Source organism: Aurantiacibacter xanthus (assembly GCF_003584015.1).
In the GTDB taxonomy this organism is placed as follows: Bacteria; Pseudomonadota; Alphaproteobacteria; order Sphingomonadales; family Sphingomonadaceae; genus Alteraurantiacibacter; species Alteraurantiacibacter xanthus.
On record NZ_QXFM01000111.1, the window covers coordinates 45,564 to 63,107 of the forward strand.

At 62.7% G+C, this 17,544-nt stretch carries 14 protein-coding genes and 1 pseudogene; 9 read left to right on the plus strand and 6 right to left on the minus strand.

The window, feature by feature from the left end:
• Positions 1-57: 57 nt before the first annotated feature.
• The 3 genes and pseudogenes from D2V17_RS12575 to D2V17_RS12585 all read right to left on the minus strand — a co-directional run.
• Positions 58-924, minus strand: a complete 867-nt coding sequence (locus D2V17_RS12575; RefSeq protein WP_006961816.1) for a recombinase family protein — start codon at positions 922-924, stop codon at positions 58-60.
• A 142-nt stretch (positions 925-1,066) separates the two neighbouring features.
• Positions 1,067-3,976: a Tn3 family transposase gene (locus tag D2V17_RS12580; RefSeq protein ID WP_006961814.1), complete on the minus strand. Its 2,910-nt coding sequence runs from the start codon at positions 3,974-3,976 to the stop codon at positions 1,067-1,069.
• Positions 3,977-4,100: 124 nt separating this feature from the next.
• A pseudogene (locus tag D2V17_RS12585) lies at positions 4,101-6,137 on the minus strand (Tn3 family transposase); the annotation flags it as partial.
• 128 nt (positions 6,138-6,265) lie between these two features.
• Between D2V17_RS12585 and D2V17_RS12590 the strand changes: the two are divergent.
• Positions 6,266-6,871, plus strand: coding sequence for a recombinase family protein (locus D2V17_RS12590; protein WP_021226800.1), 606 nt, complete (start codon positions 6,266-6,268; stop codon positions 6,869-6,871).
• Positions 6,868-8,229, plus strand: coding sequence for a DUF7986 domain-containing protein (locus D2V17_RS12595; RefSeq protein ID WP_119593179.1), 1,362 nt, complete (start codon positions 6,868-6,870; stop codon positions 8,227-8,229). Before D2V17_RS12590 ends, D2V17_RS12595 begins: the two co-directional genes overlap by 4 nt.
• Positions 8,230-8,430: 201 nt before the next feature.
• On the opposite strand, the gene D2V17_RS12600 is transcribed toward D2V17_RS12595, so the two are convergent.
• Genes D2V17_RS12600 through ligK form a run of 3 tightly spaced genes read right to left on the minus strand, consistent with a single transcriptional unit; the run spans position 8,431 to position 11,033 of the window.
• Positions 8,431-9,312 (minus strand): amidohydrolase family protein, encoded by an 882-nt coding sequence (locus tag D2V17_RS12600; protein ID WP_022684008.1) that lies wholly within the window; start codon positions 9,310-9,312, stop codon positions 8,431-8,433.
• A gap of 1 nt (position 9,313) precedes the next feature.
• Positions 9,314-10,366, minus strand: a complete 1,053-nt coding sequence (locus D2V17_RS12605; RefSeq protein WP_022684009.1) for a 4-oxalomesaconate tautomerase — start codon at positions 10,364-10,366, stop codon at positions 9,314-9,316.
• Positions 10,359-11,033, minus strand: coding sequence for a 4-carboxy-4-hydroxy-2-oxoadipate aldolase/oxaloacetate decarboxylase (ligK, locus tag D2V17_RS12610; RefSeq protein WP_022684010.1), 675 nt, complete (start codon positions 11,031-11,033; stop codon positions 10,359-10,361). Before ligK ends, D2V17_RS12605 begins: the two co-directional genes overlap by 8 nt.
• Positions 11,034-11,136: 103 nt before the next feature.
• Here ligK and D2V17_RS12615 point away from each other — a divergent pair, with 103 nt between their 5' ends.
• The 7 genes from D2V17_RS12615 (at position 11,137) to D2V17_RS12645 (ending at position 17,481) form a co-directional block, all read left to right on the plus strand.
• The gene (locus D2V17_RS12615; RefSeq protein ID WP_022684011.1) at positions 11,137-12,306 is read left to right on the plus strand and encodes a LysR family transcriptional regulator; all 1,170 of its coding nucleotides are present in this window, start codon (positions 11,137-11,139) and stop codon (positions 12,304-12,306) included.
• 64 nt (positions 12,307-12,370) lie between these two features.
• Positions 12,371-13,252: an NAD(P)-dependent oxidoreductase gene (locus D2V17_RS12620; RefSeq protein WP_022684012.1), complete on the plus strand. Its 882-nt coding sequence runs from the start codon at positions 12,371-12,373 to the stop codon at positions 13,250-13,252.
• Positions 13,249-14,274: an amidohydrolase family protein gene (locus D2V17_RS12625; protein ID WP_022684013.1), complete on the plus strand. Its 1,026-nt coding sequence runs from the start codon at positions 13,249-13,251 to the stop codon at positions 14,272-14,274. The genes D2V17_RS12620 and D2V17_RS12625 overlap by 4 nt, the downstream gene beginning before the upstream one ends.
• A complete protein-coding gene (ligA, locus tag D2V17_RS12630) occupies positions 14,271-14,675 on the plus strand; it encodes a protocatechuate 4,5-dioxygenase subunit alpha (RefSeq protein ID WP_022684014.1) in 405 nt (134 codons plus the stop codon). The genes D2V17_RS12625 and ligA overlap by 4 nt, the downstream gene beginning before the upstream one ends.
• Positions 14,675-15,520: a class III extradiol dioxygenase subunit beta gene (locus D2V17_RS12635; protein WP_022684015.1), complete on the plus strand. Its 846-nt coding sequence runs from the start codon at positions 14,675-14,677 to the stop codon at positions 15,518-15,520. Before ligA ends, D2V17_RS12635 begins: the two co-directional genes overlap by 1 nt.
• A 21-nt stretch (positions 15,521-15,541) precedes the next feature.
• Positions 15,542-16,498: a Gfo/Idh/MocA family oxidoreductase gene (locus D2V17_RS12640; RefSeq protein ID WP_022684016.1), complete on the plus strand. Its 957-nt coding sequence runs from the start codon at positions 15,542-15,544 to the stop codon at positions 16,496-16,498.
• Positions 16,489-17,481, plus strand: a complete 993-nt coding sequence (locus D2V17_RS12645; RefSeq protein ID WP_022684017.1) for an aldo/keto reductase — start codon at positions 16,489-16,491, stop codon at positions 17,479-17,481. The genes D2V17_RS12640 and D2V17_RS12645 overlap by 10 nt, the downstream gene beginning before the upstream one ends.
• Positions 17,482-17,544: the final 63 nt, after the last annotated feature.

Here is a 17,544-nt window from a genome sequence, read left to right on the forward strand (position 1 = left end):
GTCGGCCCGAAGCTGCGATTTTGGCCATGTTGAAGAACAAAGATTGAACATGGCGATCTACCAGGCTCGCTCTTGTCCTCCAATCTCGTAAACATCGGTCTCGATCGAGCACCTGTAGCTCTCTGCGATGTTGAACATCTCTGTCTGGAGAGATGCGATCTCATCATCGAGGCTGACGCCATCGGCACCCTGATCATAGGCGACGGTCAGCGTGTAATCGCAGTTCCCGGTCTTTTGCATCTGGTAATCCCGCTCCAGCATCGCCTCAATGCGCTCGCGAGCGGGCTTTCTGCCACGACCATGCTTGTTGAAGTTCTCGATGGTCAGATGCAGGGCGATGGTGACAGAAGGCGGCTTTTCCGGCAGCCCGATCCTTGAAGGAATGACGTCAAGCGCCCGATAGACGGTCATTCTTGAGATCTTGAGGTCGCGCGCGACGCTGGCCTTGCTCGCGCCGGCGGTGATCCGGCGTCGGATTTCATCGTCATCGATGTTTTTCTTCCGGCCTTTGTAGACGCCTTCGGCGCGCGCCGCCTCGATCCCGGCGCGCTGCCGGTCCTTGATGAACGTCAGTTCCATGTCCGCGACCATGCCCAGAATGGTGATCACCATCCGCCCCATGCTTCCGGCCGTCGTCACCTCCGGCTCAAGCACCCGCAATGAGGCTCCCTTCTGGTCGAGTTCATGAACCAGATTGAGAACATCGCGTGTGGAGCGACCGAGCCGATCGAGACGCAGGACGACGAGTTCGTCATCGGCGCGCAGGAACTGCATGATCGTCTCAAGCTCCGTGCGTCCAGTGCGCGATGCGCCCGAGCCTGTTTCGGAGCGGAGGATTTCACAGCCCGCTGCCTTCAACCGGGCAACCTGGATGTCGAGATCCTGGTCGATGGTGCTGACGCGGGCGTAGCCGACGCGGGTCATGGGCAAATCCGTCACATTAGGGTGGCTTTGCCCTCGTACAGTAACATTGGTGACGGAACCACCCTTTTGTGACATGTCGTATATGTCACTTCCGATCGTCACGTTCGGGTGCACCCAAATGGTGCGAGCGGAAAGGCCCCGGTCAGGCAGCAAGCCGCCCAAAATCGATCCGGCTATTCAGATCGAGGTCGAAGCGGCCATAAGGATTGACGTGGCTGTAAATCAGCGGTGTGAGGCCGCGATAATCATCCGGCGTCATCCGGCCCGTCCATTTCGGTTCCACCAGCACGCTCTGAAGCATTCGGGTGTTCACATAGACAAGCGACGCTTGCAGCAAATGTAGCGCCAGGACCGAGAGCTGCTGCTCATCGATGCGGTTAGTGGCGATCTCGCCGCCCTTGCCGAAGAAAACGAACCCATTGGCACTGTTCCAGTTTTCAACGACATTCAGGCCTTCATGAATTTCGCGGCGGAAGGACTCCTCGCGCAGATACCGGCACAGGAAGATCGTCTTGACCGCGCGGCCCAGCTCACTCAACGCCTTGTAGGTCGGGTGCATCACCTCGGAGCGGCTAAACCGGCGCAGGATCGCCTCCGGGTCGGCGGTTTTTGTCTGCATCGCGGCTGCATATTTGACCATCTCGTCATATTGCTGCTCGATCTCATCCCAGTTGATCGGACTGGAGAGGATCGGCTGCAAGTGGGGAAGCCGCGTTCGCATGCCGACATCGGGAAGAGCCAGCTTCTGGCGAGCGATCGCTTTCAGGCGGGGTGCAAGCTCAAATCCGAGAAGCCGGCAAAATGCAAAGCCAACCGCGCTTTGGCCATGACTATCAACATATTGTCGCTGGATTTCCATGTCGGTGCAATGGCGCAGCACGCCCTCGATCATGGAGGCGACCTCGGAGGAAGAGCAGCGCTTGAGCTGGGAATAGACGCATGTCGCGCGTCGTTCGACATGCCAGTAGATCATGACGCCCCGTCCACCATAACGCGCATGCCATTCCGTCATCAGGTTGCGATCCCAGGCTCCGAACTTTGTGGAATCTGACGCACAGGCCGTGCCGGCGTCCCCCCAGACTGCAGCATTGCGGATTGCCAGGGTCGCATTCGCAACCCTGGCACACGCCTCCTTGAGCGCCGCGGCATGAACGAAGCGGCGATGGACATGCAGCAGCTCTTCATAGCTGACATCGGGGGTGGCGCCGGCGATCCGCTTGAGCCCGGCATTCGTTCCCAGGCCGTAGAGGCATAGCAGGAGACGTTGATCCAGCGCGGTTTTCGGCAGTGCAACACGCGAGGCCGATGTTTCGAACGCTTCGAGAAGTCCCGTATCAAGGGCAGCCTCCTTCAGTACGTCGAGCAGCCCGGTCATCGGCCAGCGTTGGCCGATCTCGGTCTTGATCGAGGCGAGACCCCTGGGTTCGGGCAAGGGTTTGAACGGGGTGAGAGATATACGGTTCTCGCCGCGCCACAGCAGCCGAACCTTGTCGTTCCGGGGAATATTGGCATTGAGGAGCAACAGTTCCTGAGCAAGCTCTTCCCGGATGGCGCTTGAAAATGCACGCGCATCCGCCGTCAGGTTCAATCCTGTGTAATATGCTTCTCGCCGCGCATCGAAGTCCTTGGGAAGATCGTCATCGGGATTGCGGTATCGGTCCGCCCCGACAACCCAGATTTCCTTAGAACGGATGCGATCGCGCAGTTGCGCGAGGACACAAAGCTCATAACTGATCCGGTTTACGCGCCCCTCTTCATCAATGACGGAACTGCGCCATCTCGCCGGAATGACCTCGTCGACCGGCACTGCGTGCGGCGGCACGTAGCGGCATCCATCATCCACTTTGCTTCTGATCCAGTCCAGGGCCGCCAGCACCGGACGCCACACGGCGTTGTTCGACCGGAACTCCAGTGCCGAAAGCAGGCTTGGCAGCATACGGCGATAATGATTGGCCCATGACCTCCGCATCACCTTGTAGATCCGCCGATCCAAGGCGCCCTTTGCCTGGCTTTCCTTGATGATCGCCGCCAGTTTGTCCTTGCCGGCGATTGGGAAAATGACATCGCAGATGCGCCCGGATGGATCGTCGATCGAAGCGCTGGCAATCTCGACCAGGAGTCGCTCCTTGCCATAGACCCGCTCGATGTCTTTCGCGATATCGCCCACCACCTTGCGTTTCGAGCGCGATCCGATCTTATGGACCGTCTCGATCAGCAGGTCGACCATCGCATCCGTAAGCTGAGCTTCCCGCGCCATCAGATAAACGGCATAGAGCCCGAGCTGGCGCGCCGGTACATGCCGGCGCATCTCCGAGGCTTTCTCGCCGGCAACCCGGCGAACGATCTGATCGACCCATGCCTTGCCCGTGACCGATAGGAAATCTCGGGGAAGAGCAAGCCGTTGGATAAAGGCGAGTTTGGCGGTCACGCCAAGAATGTTTTCGAGCGTCGCCTGACCTGCATCCCCCTTCATCGTGTTGAAGCCGGTCGGGCCATCGGGATCGGCGAGCGAGGCTTCCAGCAAGGCGACCGCATCCGGCGCAAGCCGATCGCGGACTCGGGCCAACAGGGCCTCCAGATAGAGGTGTCGTTGCGAACGGACGAGGCGTTCCAGCTCCTTGCGCGACGGCCCATAGATACGGCGGTCGCGGCACCACAGGAAAACATGCTCGAGCATGGCATTGATCGGCTGCCCGCCCGCACAAAGATCGTCGGAAATCCACCTCGACAACGCCCTGCGATCCGTCTGCGTCATACGGCGGAACCCGAGATGCCGCAAAATCTCCGCGCAATGCCGGCGGGCGGTGCGCCCGGAAAAATCATAGTGGTTCACGGATTTGGCATCGAGACCAAGTTGCTCCGCCAGATACAAGACACCGTCGGAGGGTATCGACGCATGATCCGGCACAAAGAAGCCATGCCCGGCGAAAAATCTAAGCTGAACCGCCAATCCCAGTCGTGCCGTCTCCGCTTTGCCGGTCACGAACGCGATGTCCGAAAAACTCAGGCTCCAGGAGCCGATCAGATCCCCACTCGAAACGCCAAGGCTCATAACGCCGCTCCCTTATCGGAGCGGAACGTCGTTCCTCGCATGGGCGATCGTCAACAACAACCAGCCCGTTCCCGACGTGTTCTCCAAGATGACCAAAATCGCAGCTTCGGGCCGACTGGGCCTAGAAGGCCTGGCCATCCGCGGAAGCCCGGTGTCCTTGCCCAAACCAGGCGGCGATCGGCTCGGCGTGGATGGCGTCGGTCAGACAGGCGAGCGCCGCCCGAAAGGTTTCCTCGCGCATGTGCCATGTCTGCATGCGCAGCAGCGCGCGGCGTGACCCTGCGCCGCATACCTCGGCCATGCGCGACAGCCCAAGATTGGTCGCTTCGGCAATCAGAGTGGCGAGGAAGGCCTGCTCATCGCCAGGCGGCAACCCGGTCGAGACGTGCCCGAAGTGCTGGGTGAAGCCGGTCCATCGTTCGACCTGCGACAGCACGTCGGTGATACGCGTGGCAGGCAGCATACCGTAGCAGGCAAGCGTCAGATGCCGTCCTTCGTCGTGCCCGGCATCATCGTCCTTCAGTTCCTTGGGGAAGCGCAATCGCTCGCCAGCGAACAGGGCAGCATCACGTCCGGCCAGATTCTGGGCGACGTCGCACAAGGCTTTGTCGAGTTGCGCGGCGCGCTGATCGAGCCATGCGTGTGGATCACCGAGCGAGAACACCGGTTGCAGCGCTGCGCCACTTGATGGCGCGAGCAGCACCTCCAGCGACCTGTGCAGCCGTGACCTCGGCACCCAGATATCACCCGATGCCAGTGCATTGGCGAGCGCCCCGTAGGTGGCCATCTCCCAATGCGTCCGGTCGATCTTGCCGGCGACCACGACATGGCGGTGCCAGCGCCGCTCGACATGACCGAGCGGAACGTCGGCAGGGAGCGGCTTGCGCCAGTCGCCATCAAGATCCGACAGGACCGTCATCGCATTGCGCAACGCCGCGGTGCCGGCCCGGCCGTGGAAATCGAGCGTTTGCAGGAATAGAGGTCCTATTCGTTTGAAGGTCCGGTATTCGGCTGCGATCTCGCTCAACACATCGTCCCTGTGAGGTGCCGCGGTACGACGGATGATCGCGGCATCGGCATCGAGCATGTCGAGAGGCACGATATCCCTGAGGGCCGCGCCGATATCTTCACCGGTGCGTGCTACCCGGCTAACTGTTTCCAGCACGGTGGCGATGCGCATCAGTCGGTCACGGCCTTCGCGTCCCGAAATCGCGATTCCCTGTTCCAGGCGTTTGCGGGCACGAAGGTGAGCGCGTCCCATCAAGGCGCCGAACATGGCGATCGCCGCGTCGGTAAGCGTGGCTTCCATCTCGCGCAGCGTAGCAAGCAGGATGACCCGCCTGCGGGAGGCGCGCATCTGTTGGAAGGCCTGGGCGGTATAGCGCACGCCTTCGCGGGCGAACTGCGTCATGCGTGGCTCGTGCAGGGGATCGACCGGAACACAGGAAATTCCGGTCCTGCGGATCAGAGCGACCTTCTCAAGGATTTCGGCGAGCGAGGCTGACGCGACGCGGGGCTGTGGTTCGCGCAGCCACGACAAGCGGCTCTGTCGATCATGCACCTTCTCATCGACCAGCGTATCGAGGCGCTGACGCATATCCGCATCGAGTTTATCATGGATTGCAGCGACCAGATCGGTTTCCACCCGCAGCATCGCCTCGGCCGCCATCCGCTCGACTACGCTGATGCCGGGGATAACGATGCGCCGCGTGCGCAGCTCGTCGAGCAGTCGATCGAGCAGAATACGCCCGTCCACGATGGGCATGGCTTCGATTTCCAGCCAGGTCATCATGATACCGCGCGCTGGCCGGCTCAGATCGGTGAAGCCGAAGCGCGCCTTGATGGCGGCAAGCTGATCGTAGCGGGTCGGCGCTCGCCGCGCGAAGTCGGCGATGGCGCCTGCATCCACCCCGACCTGCTCGGCGATATGGTCGAGCATGATCGCAGGCAACAGCTCGCCTGCGCGCAGATGCCGCCCCGGAAAGCGGAGGCAACAGAGTTGCAGGGCGTAGCTCAACCGGGTTGCCGGAGTGCGCGCGGTGCCGATTGCAGCAAGGTCCTCGGCATCGAGGCCATAGTGTCGCACCACCGCCGCCTCGCTGTCGGGCAAAGCAAGCAATGCGGCGCGCTGCCGCTGGGTCATCGGAATACGTGCGGGCATGTTTCATCCTTCAAAAACCTCTTGCCTTTTGCCCGCTTAATGAAAGAGGATTGTGAAAGGCCCAAGGCTGCGGAAATTGGTGCATCCTGTTTCCACCTCCGGATACGGCCGTTTGTGAAAGAAGCTGGATGACGCGCGAATCCTATCTGATCGGCTATGCCCGCGTGTCGAAGGGCGACGACCAGTCGAACGCCACGCAGCGGCGCGCGCTCGACGCGCTCGGCTGCAAACGTGTATTCGAGGAGACCGCTAGCGGCGGGCGATGGGACCGACCCAAGCTCCTGGAGATGATCGGGCAGTTGCGCGAGGGAGATGTCGTCGTCGTCTGGAAGCTCGACCGGCTGTCGCGCAGCCTGAAGGACATGCTGCACATCATGGAGCGGATCGAGCTCGCGGGAGCGGGCTTTCGTTCGTTGACCGAAGCGATCGACACCACCACCGCGGCAGGGCGGATGATGATGCAAATGGTGGGAAGCTTCGCCGAGTTCGAGCGGGCCATGATCCGCGAACGCACCAGCGCCGGCCTTGCCCAGGCACGTGCCGAAGGGCGGATCGGCGGACGACGGCGCAAGCTCGGCGACAAGCAGCGTCGCGAAATCGCCGAATCCGTCACCTCCGGTCGCAAGTCCGGTGCCGAGATGGCACGGTTGTACGGCGTCAGCGAACCCACGGTCTCGCGCATCGTCGCCGCGCACCGCCAGCAATTCAGTCAGCAGCAGAGGGAACAGGCATGAAGCGTGGTCACGATCTGTCCGGCGTCATGAAGTTCGCCACCTCGCCGGCCTGGGGCGAGCATCTGGGCGAGGCGCTCGGCGATCATCTCGGTCTGGCGATGGAGGAGTTCGACTTCGAAGCGGACGAGCTGGCAGACATCGTCGGCGATCATTGGGCCGGCGTGTTGTGGGGATGCGCGTTCGAGGATCTGCTCACGCGCACCATCGAACCCGGGGACCGGAACATTGTTGATGACTATATTCGGCGCCGGGGTTGGAACGAGAGCGGCTCGACCAAAATCTACCTGCGTGCCCTTCGATCGTCGGTGATGAGCCTCTACGAAGTCAGCGAGGTCGAGCCCGGGAGCGGCTTCCTTGTGCGCGACCTGATCCAGGGCGACGAGCCACTTCGAGTATCCGAGCGCAGCGCCTCGCAGACGCTGAAGCAATGGGACAGGATCGGTGCCCGCGTCGTGCAGGTCGGAGGCAAGCACCTCCTGTCGGGCGGCGTGCTGTCGTTCACGATGGAGGCGGCCGAGGCGCTCGTCGCCGATCTGCGGCGCTCGAAGGGCAAGCGCAGCCCGCGCACCGCGTTGAACCTAGACGCCGACGATCTTGCTGCGCTTCCAGCCCTCATCAGCATGGCATGGCTGTTCGATGTCGTTCCCAAGACCATGGGACCGGCGTCGATCCCTACGCTGCACAACAGTGATGGCGAGGAAGTGGTGTTCCACCGCGTGCGCTTTCCCTTCGCACGCGGCGTGACCCAGGCGCTGGTCGGTGAGCGGCTCGATACTATCCCTGCGCTTCAGCGGGAAACCACGCACTTCTGGAACTGGCTGGGCGAGGAACCGAACGGAATAGCGAAGAGCACCGGGCGTATGGCGTGGGGTGTGACGATGGCGGACGGCACCCCGGTGCTCGGCAATGTCGAATTGAAAGGCCGCGCCCTGATTCTCGCCGTCACCTCGGCCGAGCGGGCGAAACGCGGCACCGCGCTCATGACCGATGCGCTAGCCGGGTTGGTCGGCTCGCCGCTGACCACGATCGAGACGGTCGAACAGGCCATGGCGGCGCGGGCCGAGGGACTGACAATGTCCGAACCGGCACCCGCCATTGCGCCAGAGGTGGCAACCCCGCTCATCCATGCCATGCTCGACCGTCAGTACCGCGCGACGCTCGATGAACCCATCGGCATACTCGGCGACATCACCCCGCGCGCAGCCGTTCAAACGGCCGCAGGCCGGCACCGAGTAGCCGGGTGGCTCAAGCATCTCGAAAACCGCAGCAGCAGCCAACTCGACGCGAACGACCCGATGGCCACCTACGACTTCACCTGGATGTGGCGCGAACTTGGCATCGAGAACCTGCGCAAATAGTTGGCTACCCCTGACGTCGATGCCTACCGTGAATCTGTGTCCCTACAATGCACAGGGGCCAATTCGTTGATGACTTTGACGGGATCGGTCCGGGTAAGCAGCCGATGGAGTGCATTCACGCGATCGCGTTTGCATAGCTGAGGGCCTCAGGCTCCTTTGCCTATCCATTCATCTTTGTGAATGGCAAGACTTCGAGAAGCGTCAATCCGGCCAGTAGAGCCTCATCGGATTGTCCACCAGCAGGCGGCGCTGCAGATCAACCGTCGGGGCGATACGAGGGATGATGTCGACCAGCGCGCCATCGTCCGGGATGGCATCCTGCATGTTCGGATGCGGCCAGTCGGTGCCCCACAGCACCCGATCCGGATAATCCTCCACCAGAGGGCGGACGGCGCGCGCGAAGTCATTCCATGGTGGCCCGTTGGGATCAAGCCTGTCGGGGCATGTCACTTTCGTCCAGATATCCTCGCGACTGTCGAGCAGCCCGCGCAAGGCGAGCATATCGGGTCCCTCCGGTCCCGGCGCCACATTCGGCCGCCCCATATGGTCGACCACGATCAAGGTAGGGATCGCATCGAGGAAAGGGCGAAGCTCTTCAAGAATGTCCGCTTCGAAATAGATGACGACATGCCAGCCCAGCCCCTTAATGCGCTGCGCTACCTCCAGAAACCTGTCCTTTGGCGCGTCGTCGACGAGGCGCTTGAGGAAATTGAACCGCACGCCGCGAATGCCGCCTTCGTGCAGCCTTTCCAGCTCCGCGTCGGAAATCGCGGGATCGACCACGGCGACGCCGCGGGCCTTGCCCTCCGACCTGGCGATCGCGTTCAGCGTCGCGCTATTGTCGGTTCCGTGACAACTGGCCTGCACGATCACGTTGCGCGAAAAGCCCAAGCGGTCCCGTAGGGCAAACAGCATGTCCGGCCCGGCATCTCCAGGCAGATATTTCGCTTTCGCGCTGAACGGGAAATCGGCCATCGGTCCGAAGACATGGCAATGGGCGTCCACTGCGCCAGGCGGAGGGGTGTAGGCAGGTCTGGACGGGCTGGGGTGCCAGCTGATGATACGGTCCTGCGTGTCGCTCATATCAGAAAATCTCTCCGTCCATCAGTTTGCGCGCGGTGCGGAGCAGCGCGGCGGTCTTGACCTGTCCCGCTTCGTCCAAATCCATGACGCAGGTCATCTCGCCGGTGGGATGCTCGACCGAAAGGGTCTTGCGCTGCCCTTCGGGGATCGAGGCGACCTCGGCGGCGGGCGAGCCTTCGATCAGGCAAGCGGTGGCGACGCTGACCGCGCCCAGCACGCCGACCGACGCATGGGCGCGGTGCGGAATGAAGCTGCGCACGGTGACGGCGCCGCCCTCGCGCGGCGGGGCGACCAGCATCATCTTCGGCACCGACTTTTCCCGGACGTCGCCGAGGTTCATGCGCTCGCCCACGGCAAGGCGGATCGCCTCAATCCTCGCCTTGAGGTCGGCTGCATTGTCGAGTTCCTCCCGGCTTTCATAGCCAGTGGCGCCGACATCTTCGGCCTTCATCACCACGCAGGGCATGCCATTGTCGATCAGCGTGACGCACACGCCGTTCACCTCGTCAGAGGCGTTGCCGGTCGGCAGCAGCGCGCCGCAGGACGAACCGGCGGTGTCGCGGAATTCCAACGGCACCGGCGCATGGGTGCCCGGCACGCCGTCGATGCGCGCCTTGCCTGCATAGGTGACCTTGCCACCCGGCGTGCACACGGTCGCGACCGCGATCTGGCCGGTATTCTCCATGAAGATGGTGACCTTGGTTTCGCCGTCCTGCGCGGGGACGAGCCCGCGTTCGATCGCGAATGGGCCAATCCCGGCAAGGATGTTGCCGCAATTCTGCGCATCGGTGACGATCGCCTGGTCGACGAATACCTGCAGGAAGAGATAATCGACGTCGACGCCCTCGCGCGCCGATTTGCCGACCACTGCGACCTTGCTGGTCAGCGGATCGGCGCCGCCCATGCCGTCGATCTGCTGCGGATCAGGGGACCCCATGATCCGCAGCAGCAGCGCGTCGCGCGCGGCGGTCTCGGCGGGCAAATCTTCCTTCAGGAAATAGCCGCCCTTCGAGGTGCCGCCGCGCATCCACATGACGTGCGTGCCGTCAGACATATTTCAGCCCCATCTCGGCAAGGCGGCCGCGCATCTCGTATATGTCTAGACCGAGCTCGCCCGAGGCGAGCCGCTGACGTTTGGCCTCCTCATTGGCTTCGCGCGTCTGGGCCATTTTCAATACTGCGGCGGCATCGGCTCGCGGCACGACGCACACGCCGTCGTCGTCGGCGATGACGACGTCTCCGGGATTGACCAGAGCATTGGCGCAGACCACCGGGACGTTTACTGAACCCAGCGTCGCCTTGACCGTGCCCTGCGCATGAACCGCCTTTGACCAGACCGGGAAGTTCATCTGGGTGAGATCGCGCACGTCGCGCACGCCGGCGTCGATGATGAGGCCGCGGCAGCCCCGCGCCTGCGCCGAGGTCGCCAGCAGGTCGCCGAAATAGCCGTCGGTGCAGGGGCTGGTCGGCGCCAGCACGAGAACGTCCCCCGCCTGAAGCTGCTCGATCGCGACATGCACCATCCAGTTATCGCCCGGGGGCGCCGAGATGGTGACCGCGCTGCCCGCGATGCGCGCGCCTGCGTAAATGGGACGCATATGCGGCGCCATCAGCCCGGTGCGGCCCTGCGCCTCATGGACGGTCGCAACCCCGCACAGGGCCAGACCGTCAACCACGGATGCTTCCGCACGCTCGATCGACTGAACGACGATACCGGACAAGGTGTTTCTCCTTTGACAGAACAGTCGAAAGAATGACCCCATGGCGCGCCAAGCCGCAAATGGGTTCTATGCCTGTCTGATAAGAATTTGCTAAGTCACGTCCATGGAACGGTTCAACGTCAATCTCCGCCACCTGCGCGCTTTCCTTGCGATCATGGAGACGGGCAGCGTCACGGCCGCCGCACGCGCCGTCCATCTTACGCAGCCCGCCGTCACGCAGGGCATCGCAAAGCTCGAGCGGCGGTTCGAAGCGTCGCTGTTCGAGCGGCAACCTGGCCAGATGATACCCACGCCGGCGGCGGAGCTTCTGGCATATCGCGCCGCGCCGATCATGCGGCTCGTGGGACAAGCGCGGGCTACCGCAGCGCAGGTGTCCGCTTTCCTCGCGCTCGCGCGCGCCGGCGGCTACGCGGGCGCGGCCACGGCCATGGATTTGAGCGAGGCGTCGGTGCACCGTGCCGTCAGCGATCTTTCGCTTGCCTTAGGACAGACCCTCGTCGAGCGGCGGGGAAGGGGGGTAGTTCTCACGGCGCGGGGGTTTGCGCTTGCCCGTAACTTCCGGTTGGCGCTGGCGGAACTGCGTTCGGCCGACGTGGAATTGGCGGCTCTGCGGGGACAGGAGACCGGACGGATCACGATCGGGGCGATGCCACTGTCACGCGCCCGCGTCCTGCCCAGCGCGATCGCGGCCTTTCATCGCGTTAAGTCCGACATAGACGTGGTGGTTGTCGAGGGATCCTACGCTGAGCTTGCGGGGCCTCTGCATGACGGTGAGATCGACATGATGGTCGGCGCCGTCAGGCCGCGGGTTTCGGCGGACATCACGCAAACGGCCTTGTTCGACGATCCGCTTATTGTTCTTGCCGCAGCCCATCATCCGCTCGCAAGAGCAGCGGAAGCGCCAACTATCGCCGACCTGGCGCGCTTCCCCTGGATTGTCGCGGCCGCAGGCACGCCGCTGCGGAACCATTGGCGGTCGATATTCGAGACAGCGGGCGTAGAGCCCCCTCGCGTTCCCATCGAATGCGGATCCGTGATGATGGTGAGGCAGATTCTTATTGAAAGCGATTTCCTGACCTTGCTGTCTCCCGACCAGGTCAGCGTAGAACTCGAAGCAGGTTGGCTCGTGAAGATAGAGAGCGCGGCATCGCTCCCGTCACGCACCATCGGCCTTACGCTCCGCGCGGATTGGCGCCCCACGCCAGCCCAGGCCACGATGATCAACCTGATCGAGGGACAGGCCAGATTGCTAGGCGATCACGAGACTTCGTAAATTCTAATGAAACGAGAGCCAATCCGATTGGCCGCGCCGCTGGCGTCGGCACTAGAGTTGGCCCATGGATCAGCATGGCGTCACCGTCATTGGTTTTGGAGAAGCAGGCCGCAGCTTTGCGAAAGCTGGACTGTGGTTTGCCTCCGCGCGCGTCTTCGATGTGGCGACCGATGACCCGGTCCACGCGAACGACAAGCGCGTCGACTATGCGGTAGCGGGCATCAGGGGATGCAATACGCTGGCCGAGGCGGTCGCAGGCGCGAGGCTGGTGCTGTCTCTGGTCACGGCCGATCAGGCACTGGCCGCCGCACGCGCGGTCGCGCCGCTAATCGAGAGCGGCGCCATTTTCTGCGACATGAACAGTGTTGCGCCTGCTACCAAGCGGAGCGCTGCTGAGGCGGTCGAAGGCGCCGGCGGTCGTTATGTCGACGTAGCAATCATGTCTCCCGTCGAGCCGGGGAGGCTCGGCGCGCCGCTGCTGCTGAGTGGGGCGGCAGCGGATCAGGCGGCAACCGCCCTCGCAGGGCTTGGCTTCACCAACATCCGGGTGGTGGGCGAGGAGATCGGTCAGGCCTCCGCAATTAAGATGATCCGCTCGGTAATGGTCAAGGGTATCGAGGCGCTGACCGCCGAATGCGTTCTGGCGGCGGAGGAAGCCGGAGTCACCGCGGAAGTGCTCGGTTCGCTCGGCCCCGACTGGGAAACCAAGGCCGACTATAATCTCGACCGAATGATGATCCACGGCCTGCGCCGCGCCGCGGAGATGGAGGAGGTGGCCGCCACGCTGGATGCCTTGGGCACGGGCAGCGGAATGACCCAGGCAGCCATCGCGCTGCACCGGCGCATCGGCCTGCTCGACATTGTCATGCCGCCCGAGGGCCTGACGGCCAAGATCGACCGCATCGCAAGCGAGATGGACAAGGACGGAAAGGCAAATGCCGCATGACGCTGATTATCGACTGCCACGGCCATTACACGGTGCTTCCCAAGGGGCACGACGCCTGGCGCGAAGAACAGAAGGCCGCATTCAAGGCCGGAACGCCCTGTCCGCCCTATCCCGATATTTCCGACGATGAGATTCGCGAGACGATCGAGGCGAACCAGCTCCGCCTCATCAAGGAGCGTGGCGCGGACCTCACCATCTTCTCTCCCCGCGCCTCGGCCATGGCGCCGCATGTCGGCGACGAGGCAGTGGCGAAGGAATGGGCGATCCGCTGCAACGACCTGATCGCCCGCGTGGTCGGCCTGTTCCCCGAAACCTTCGTCGGCGTGTGCATGCTGCCGCAGAGCCCCAAGGCAGACATGGCCAACTCGATCGCCGAGCTGGAACGTTGCGTGACGGAGTTGGGCTTCATTGGCTGCAACCTGAACCCCGATCCGGGCGGCGGTCACTTCACCCATCCGCCGCTGACCGACCGCTACTGGTATCCGTTCTACGAGAAGATGGTGGAGCTGGACGTGCCGGCGATGATCCACGTCTCGGGAAGCTGCAACCCGGCGATGCACGCCACGGGCGGCTATTACATCGCGGCCGACACGGTGGCCTTCATGCAATTGCTGGAAGGGGACCTGTTCAAGGACTTCCCGACCCTGCGCCTCATCATCCCGCATGGCGGCGGCGCGGTGCCCTATCATTGGGGCCGCTACCGGGGCCTCGCCGACATGCTGAAGAAGCCGTCGCTCGACACCCATCTGATGAACAACATCTTCTTCGACACCTGCGTCTATCACCAGCCGGGCATCGACCTGATGGCGGACGTGATCGAGAACAAGAACATCCTGTTCGGCAGCGAGATGGTGGGTGCGGTGCGGGGAATCGACCCGACCACCGGCCATTACTTCGATGACACCAAGCGTTACATCGACGCGCTCGAGATCAACGAGGCGGAGCGCCACGCGATCTTCGAAGGCAATGCGCGCCGTGTTTTCCCGAGGCTCGACCGACAGTTGAAGGAGAGGGGGCTATGAGCACGGACATTCACACCTATCTCGCCGAGTTCGACGATATTCCCGGAACCCGGGTCTATACGGCCAAGCGCGCGCGCAAGGGTTACTGGATGAACCAGTTCGCGATGAGCCTGATGAAGGCGGAAAACCGGGAGCGCTGGAAGGTCGACGAACGCGCCTATCTGGACGAATGGCCGATGACCGAGGAGCAGCGCCAGGCGATTCTCGACCGCGACTATAATCGCATGCTCGACCTGGGCGCGAACATCTATTTCCTGGCCAAGGTCTTCTCGACGGACGGACTTTCCTTCGTCCAGGCGGTCAGCACCATGACCGGCATGAGCGTCGACGAGTATCAGGCAATGATGCTTGCAGGCGGCCGCTCGCCCGAAGGGGTCCGTTCCATAAAGGAGAAGCGCTGATGGCTCGTATCACCGCCGGGCTGACGACCAGCCATATTCCCGCCATCGGCGCGGCGATCGACAATGGCAAGGCCGCTGAGCCCTACTGGCAACCGGTGTTTGCCGGCTATGAGTGGTCGAAACAATGGATCGCGCGGGAAAAGCCCGATGTCGTGATCCTGGTCTACAACGATCACGCGAGCGCCTTCGACATGAAGATCATCCCGACCTTCGCCATCGGTTGCGCGGATCGCTTCGGGATTTGCGACGAGGGCTGGGGGCCGCGTCCGGTGCCGGATGTGGAAGGCCATGCCGACCTTGCCTGGCATATCGCGCAGAGCCTGATCCTCGACGAGTTCGACATGACGATCATCAATGAGATGGATGTCGATCATGGCTTGACTGTGCCTCTGAGCCTGCTGTTCGGCCAGCCTGAAGCATGGCCGGTGAAGGTCATTCCGCTCGCGGTGAACGTGGTCACCTATCCGCCGCCCTCCGGCAATCGCTGCTGGCTGCTGGGCGAAGCGATTGCCCGGGCGGTGGAAAGCTTCCCCGAGGATCTGAACGTGCAGGTCTGGGGCACGGGCGGCATGAGCCACCAGCTGCAGGGTCCGCGTGCGGGGCTCATCAACCCCGAATGGGACAATCGCTTCCTCGACCTAATGAGCGAGGATGACGGCGAAGCGCTACGCGCCATCTCGCATATCGAATACCTGCGCGAAACCGGGTCGGAAGGCATCGAAATGGTGATGTGGCTGATCATGCGGGGCGCGCTGGGGCGCAAGGTCCGGCCGTTGCACCGCCATTACCATGTTCCTGCTTCCAACACCGCGGTCGGGCATCTGGTACTCGAGCCCGCGGCCTGACCCCTGACAAGGAGACCTCTCATGCGCATTGCCATGGCCGGTGCCGGCGCCTTTGGTGAAAAGCACCTCGACGGCCTGAAGAATATCGACGGCGTCACCGTTACCTCGCTCGTCGGTCGTGAGCTCGCGCCAACCAGGGTGGTCGCCGAGAAATACGGCATCGGTCACGTCACGACGGATCTGGATGAAACTTTGGCTCGCGATGATGTCGACGCTGTCATCCTGGCCACGCCGACGCAGATGCACGCCGCGCAGGCCATTGCCTGCATGGAGGCGGGCAAGCATGTCGAGGTGGAGATTCCGCTGGCCGACAGTTGGGCCGATGCGCAAGCGGTGCTGGCGAAACAGAAGGAAACCGGCCTCGTTTGCATGGTCGGGCACACGCGCCGCTTCAACCCGTCGCATCAATATGTGCATAAGCGTATCAGGGCAGGGGAGCTGAACGTCCAGCAGATGGATGTTCAGACCTATTTCTTCCGCCGCACGAACATCAACGCCAAGGGCGAACCCCGCAGCTGGACGGACCATCTGCTGTGGCACCATGCCGCGCATACGGTCGACCTGTTCGCCTATCAGGCGGGAAAGATCGTCGAGGCCCATGCCATGCAGGGACCGGTCCACCCCGAACTGGGCATCGCCATGGACATGTCGATCCAGCTCAAGAGCGAGACGGGCGCGCTCTGCACCCTTTCGCTGAGTTTCAACAACGATGGGCCGCTTGGCACCTATTTTCGATATATCTGTGACAACGGCACCTACATCGCGCGATACGATGATCTGGTGAACGGCAGAGAGGAGGCGATCGACGTCTCGAATGTCGACGTCTCCATGAACGGGATTGAGCTGCAGGATCGCGAATTCATCGCAGCGATCCGCGAAGGGCGCGAGCCGAACAGCTCGGTCGGGCAGGTTTTTGATTGCTATCGTGTGCTCGGAGAACTCGCCGACAGCTTTGAAAAGCGAGACGGATGGTCGTGAAACGACCATTGGTGGGCCGGTCGATCTCGCCGATCGGCCTCGGCTGCATGAACCTTAGCTGGGCCTATGCGGCACCGCCAACACAGGAGGACTCCGCGCGGTTGCTCAATCGGGCGCTCGACCTTGGCTACGAGCATCTCGACACCGCGCGGCTTTACGCGAATGGCGGTAACGAGACGCTGCTTGGCGAGGCGCTGAAAGGACGGCGCGCGGAGTTCTTCCTCGCATCAAAGACCGGGCTATTCGCCGAAGGGACCAAACGCTGGGTCGATTGCAGCCCCGCAACGATCAGGCGCAGCTGCGAAGAAAGCCTGAAGGCGCTCCGGACCGACTTTATCGACCTCTACTACCTGCACCGTCGCGATTTCACCGTCCCAATCGAGGAATGGGCGGGCGCGATGGGTGAACTCGTTCGCGAGGGCAAGATCGGCGGTTACGGCCTCTCGGAGATGAGCGCCGAAACGCTCCGCACAGCCCACGCAGTGCATCCGGTGGCGGCCGTGCAGGTTGAATACTCGCTGTGGACCCGCAATCCTGAGATCGCCATGCTGTCCGCATCGCGCGAGCTTGGCGTTGCCCTCGTCGCTTTTTCACCGCTTGGGCGTGGCGTCTTCGCCAACGGCGTGCGCGATCCATCCACGCTCGGCGAGCACGATATCCGCCGCGGTCATCCGCGCTTCAGTGCCCAGAACTGGCCCATAAATCTCTCGCTGGCGGAAAGCTTCAATCTCGTCGCCGCCAGACAAGGGGTATCGCCAGCCCAGTTGGCGCTGGCGTGGGTCCTCTCGCGGGGAGAGCATGTTCACGCCATTCCCGGCACTTCCAAGCTGGAACATCTCGGGGAAAATATTGGGCGGCCGGGCTGGCGTCCCGATCAGGCCGTTCTCGACGAGCTGGACGGGCTGATCAACCAGCGGACGGTGGCAGGCCCTCGCTATCCAGACGCGATGCAAAAGACCATGGATTCGGAAGATTTCAATTAGATTTCGCTTCTCGAGGAAGGTCGTCGTTTTGCGGCAAGGCCATCGAACCGAGACGGTGTCCAA

Bases quoted from the DNA above. Each gene is read 5' to 3' on its own strand.
- D2V17_RS12575 (WP_006961816.1), bottom strand. From the start codon at position 924: ATGACCCGCGTCGGCTACGCCCGCGTCAGCACCATCGACCAGGATCTC.
- D2V17_RS12580 (WP_006961814.1), bottom strand. From the start codon at position 3,976: ATGAGCCTTGGCGTTTCGAGTGGGGATCTGATCGGCTCCTGGAGCCTG.
- D2V17_RS12590 (WP_021226800.1), top strand. From the start codon at position 6,266: ATGACGCGCGAATCCTATCTGATCGGCTATGCCCGCGTGTCGAAGGGC.
- D2V17_RS12595 (WP_119593179.1), top strand. From the start codon at position 6,868: ATGAAGCGTGGTCACGATCTGTCCGGCGTCATGAAGTTCGCCACCTCG.
- D2V17_RS12600 (WP_022684008.1), bottom strand. From the start codon at position 9,312: ATGAGCGACACGCAGGACCGTATCATCAGCTGGCACCCCAGCCCGTCC.
- D2V17_RS12605 (WP_022684009.1), bottom strand. From the start codon at position 10,366: ATGTCTGACGGCACGCACGTCATGTGGATGCGCGGCGGCACCTCGAAG.
- D2V17_RS12615 (WP_022684011.1), top strand. From the start codon at position 11,137: ATGGAACGGTTCAACGTCAATCTCCGCCACCTGCGCGCTTTCCTTGCG.
- D2V17_RS12620 (WP_022684012.1), top strand. From the start codon at position 12,371: ATGGATCAGCATGGCGTCACCGTCATTGGTTTTGGAGAAGCAGGCCGC.
- D2V17_RS12625 (WP_022684013.1), top strand. From the start codon at position 13,249: ATGACGCTGATTATCGACTGCCACGGCCATTACACGGTGCTTCCCAAG.
- ligA (WP_022684014.1), top strand. From the start codon at position 14,271: ATGAGCACGGACATTCACACCTATCTCGCCGAGTTCGACGATATTCCC.
- D2V17_RS12635 (WP_022684015.1), top strand. From the start codon at position 14,675: ATGGCTCGTATCACCGCCGGGCTGACGACCAGCCATATTCCCGCCATC.
- D2V17_RS12640 (WP_022684016.1), top strand. From the start codon at position 15,542: ATGCGCATTGCCATGGCCGGTGCCGGCGCCTTTGGTGAAAAGCACCTC.
- D2V17_RS12645 (WP_022684017.1), top strand. From the start codon at position 16,489: ATGGTCGTGAAACGACCATTGGTGGGCCGGTCGATCTCGCCGATCGGC.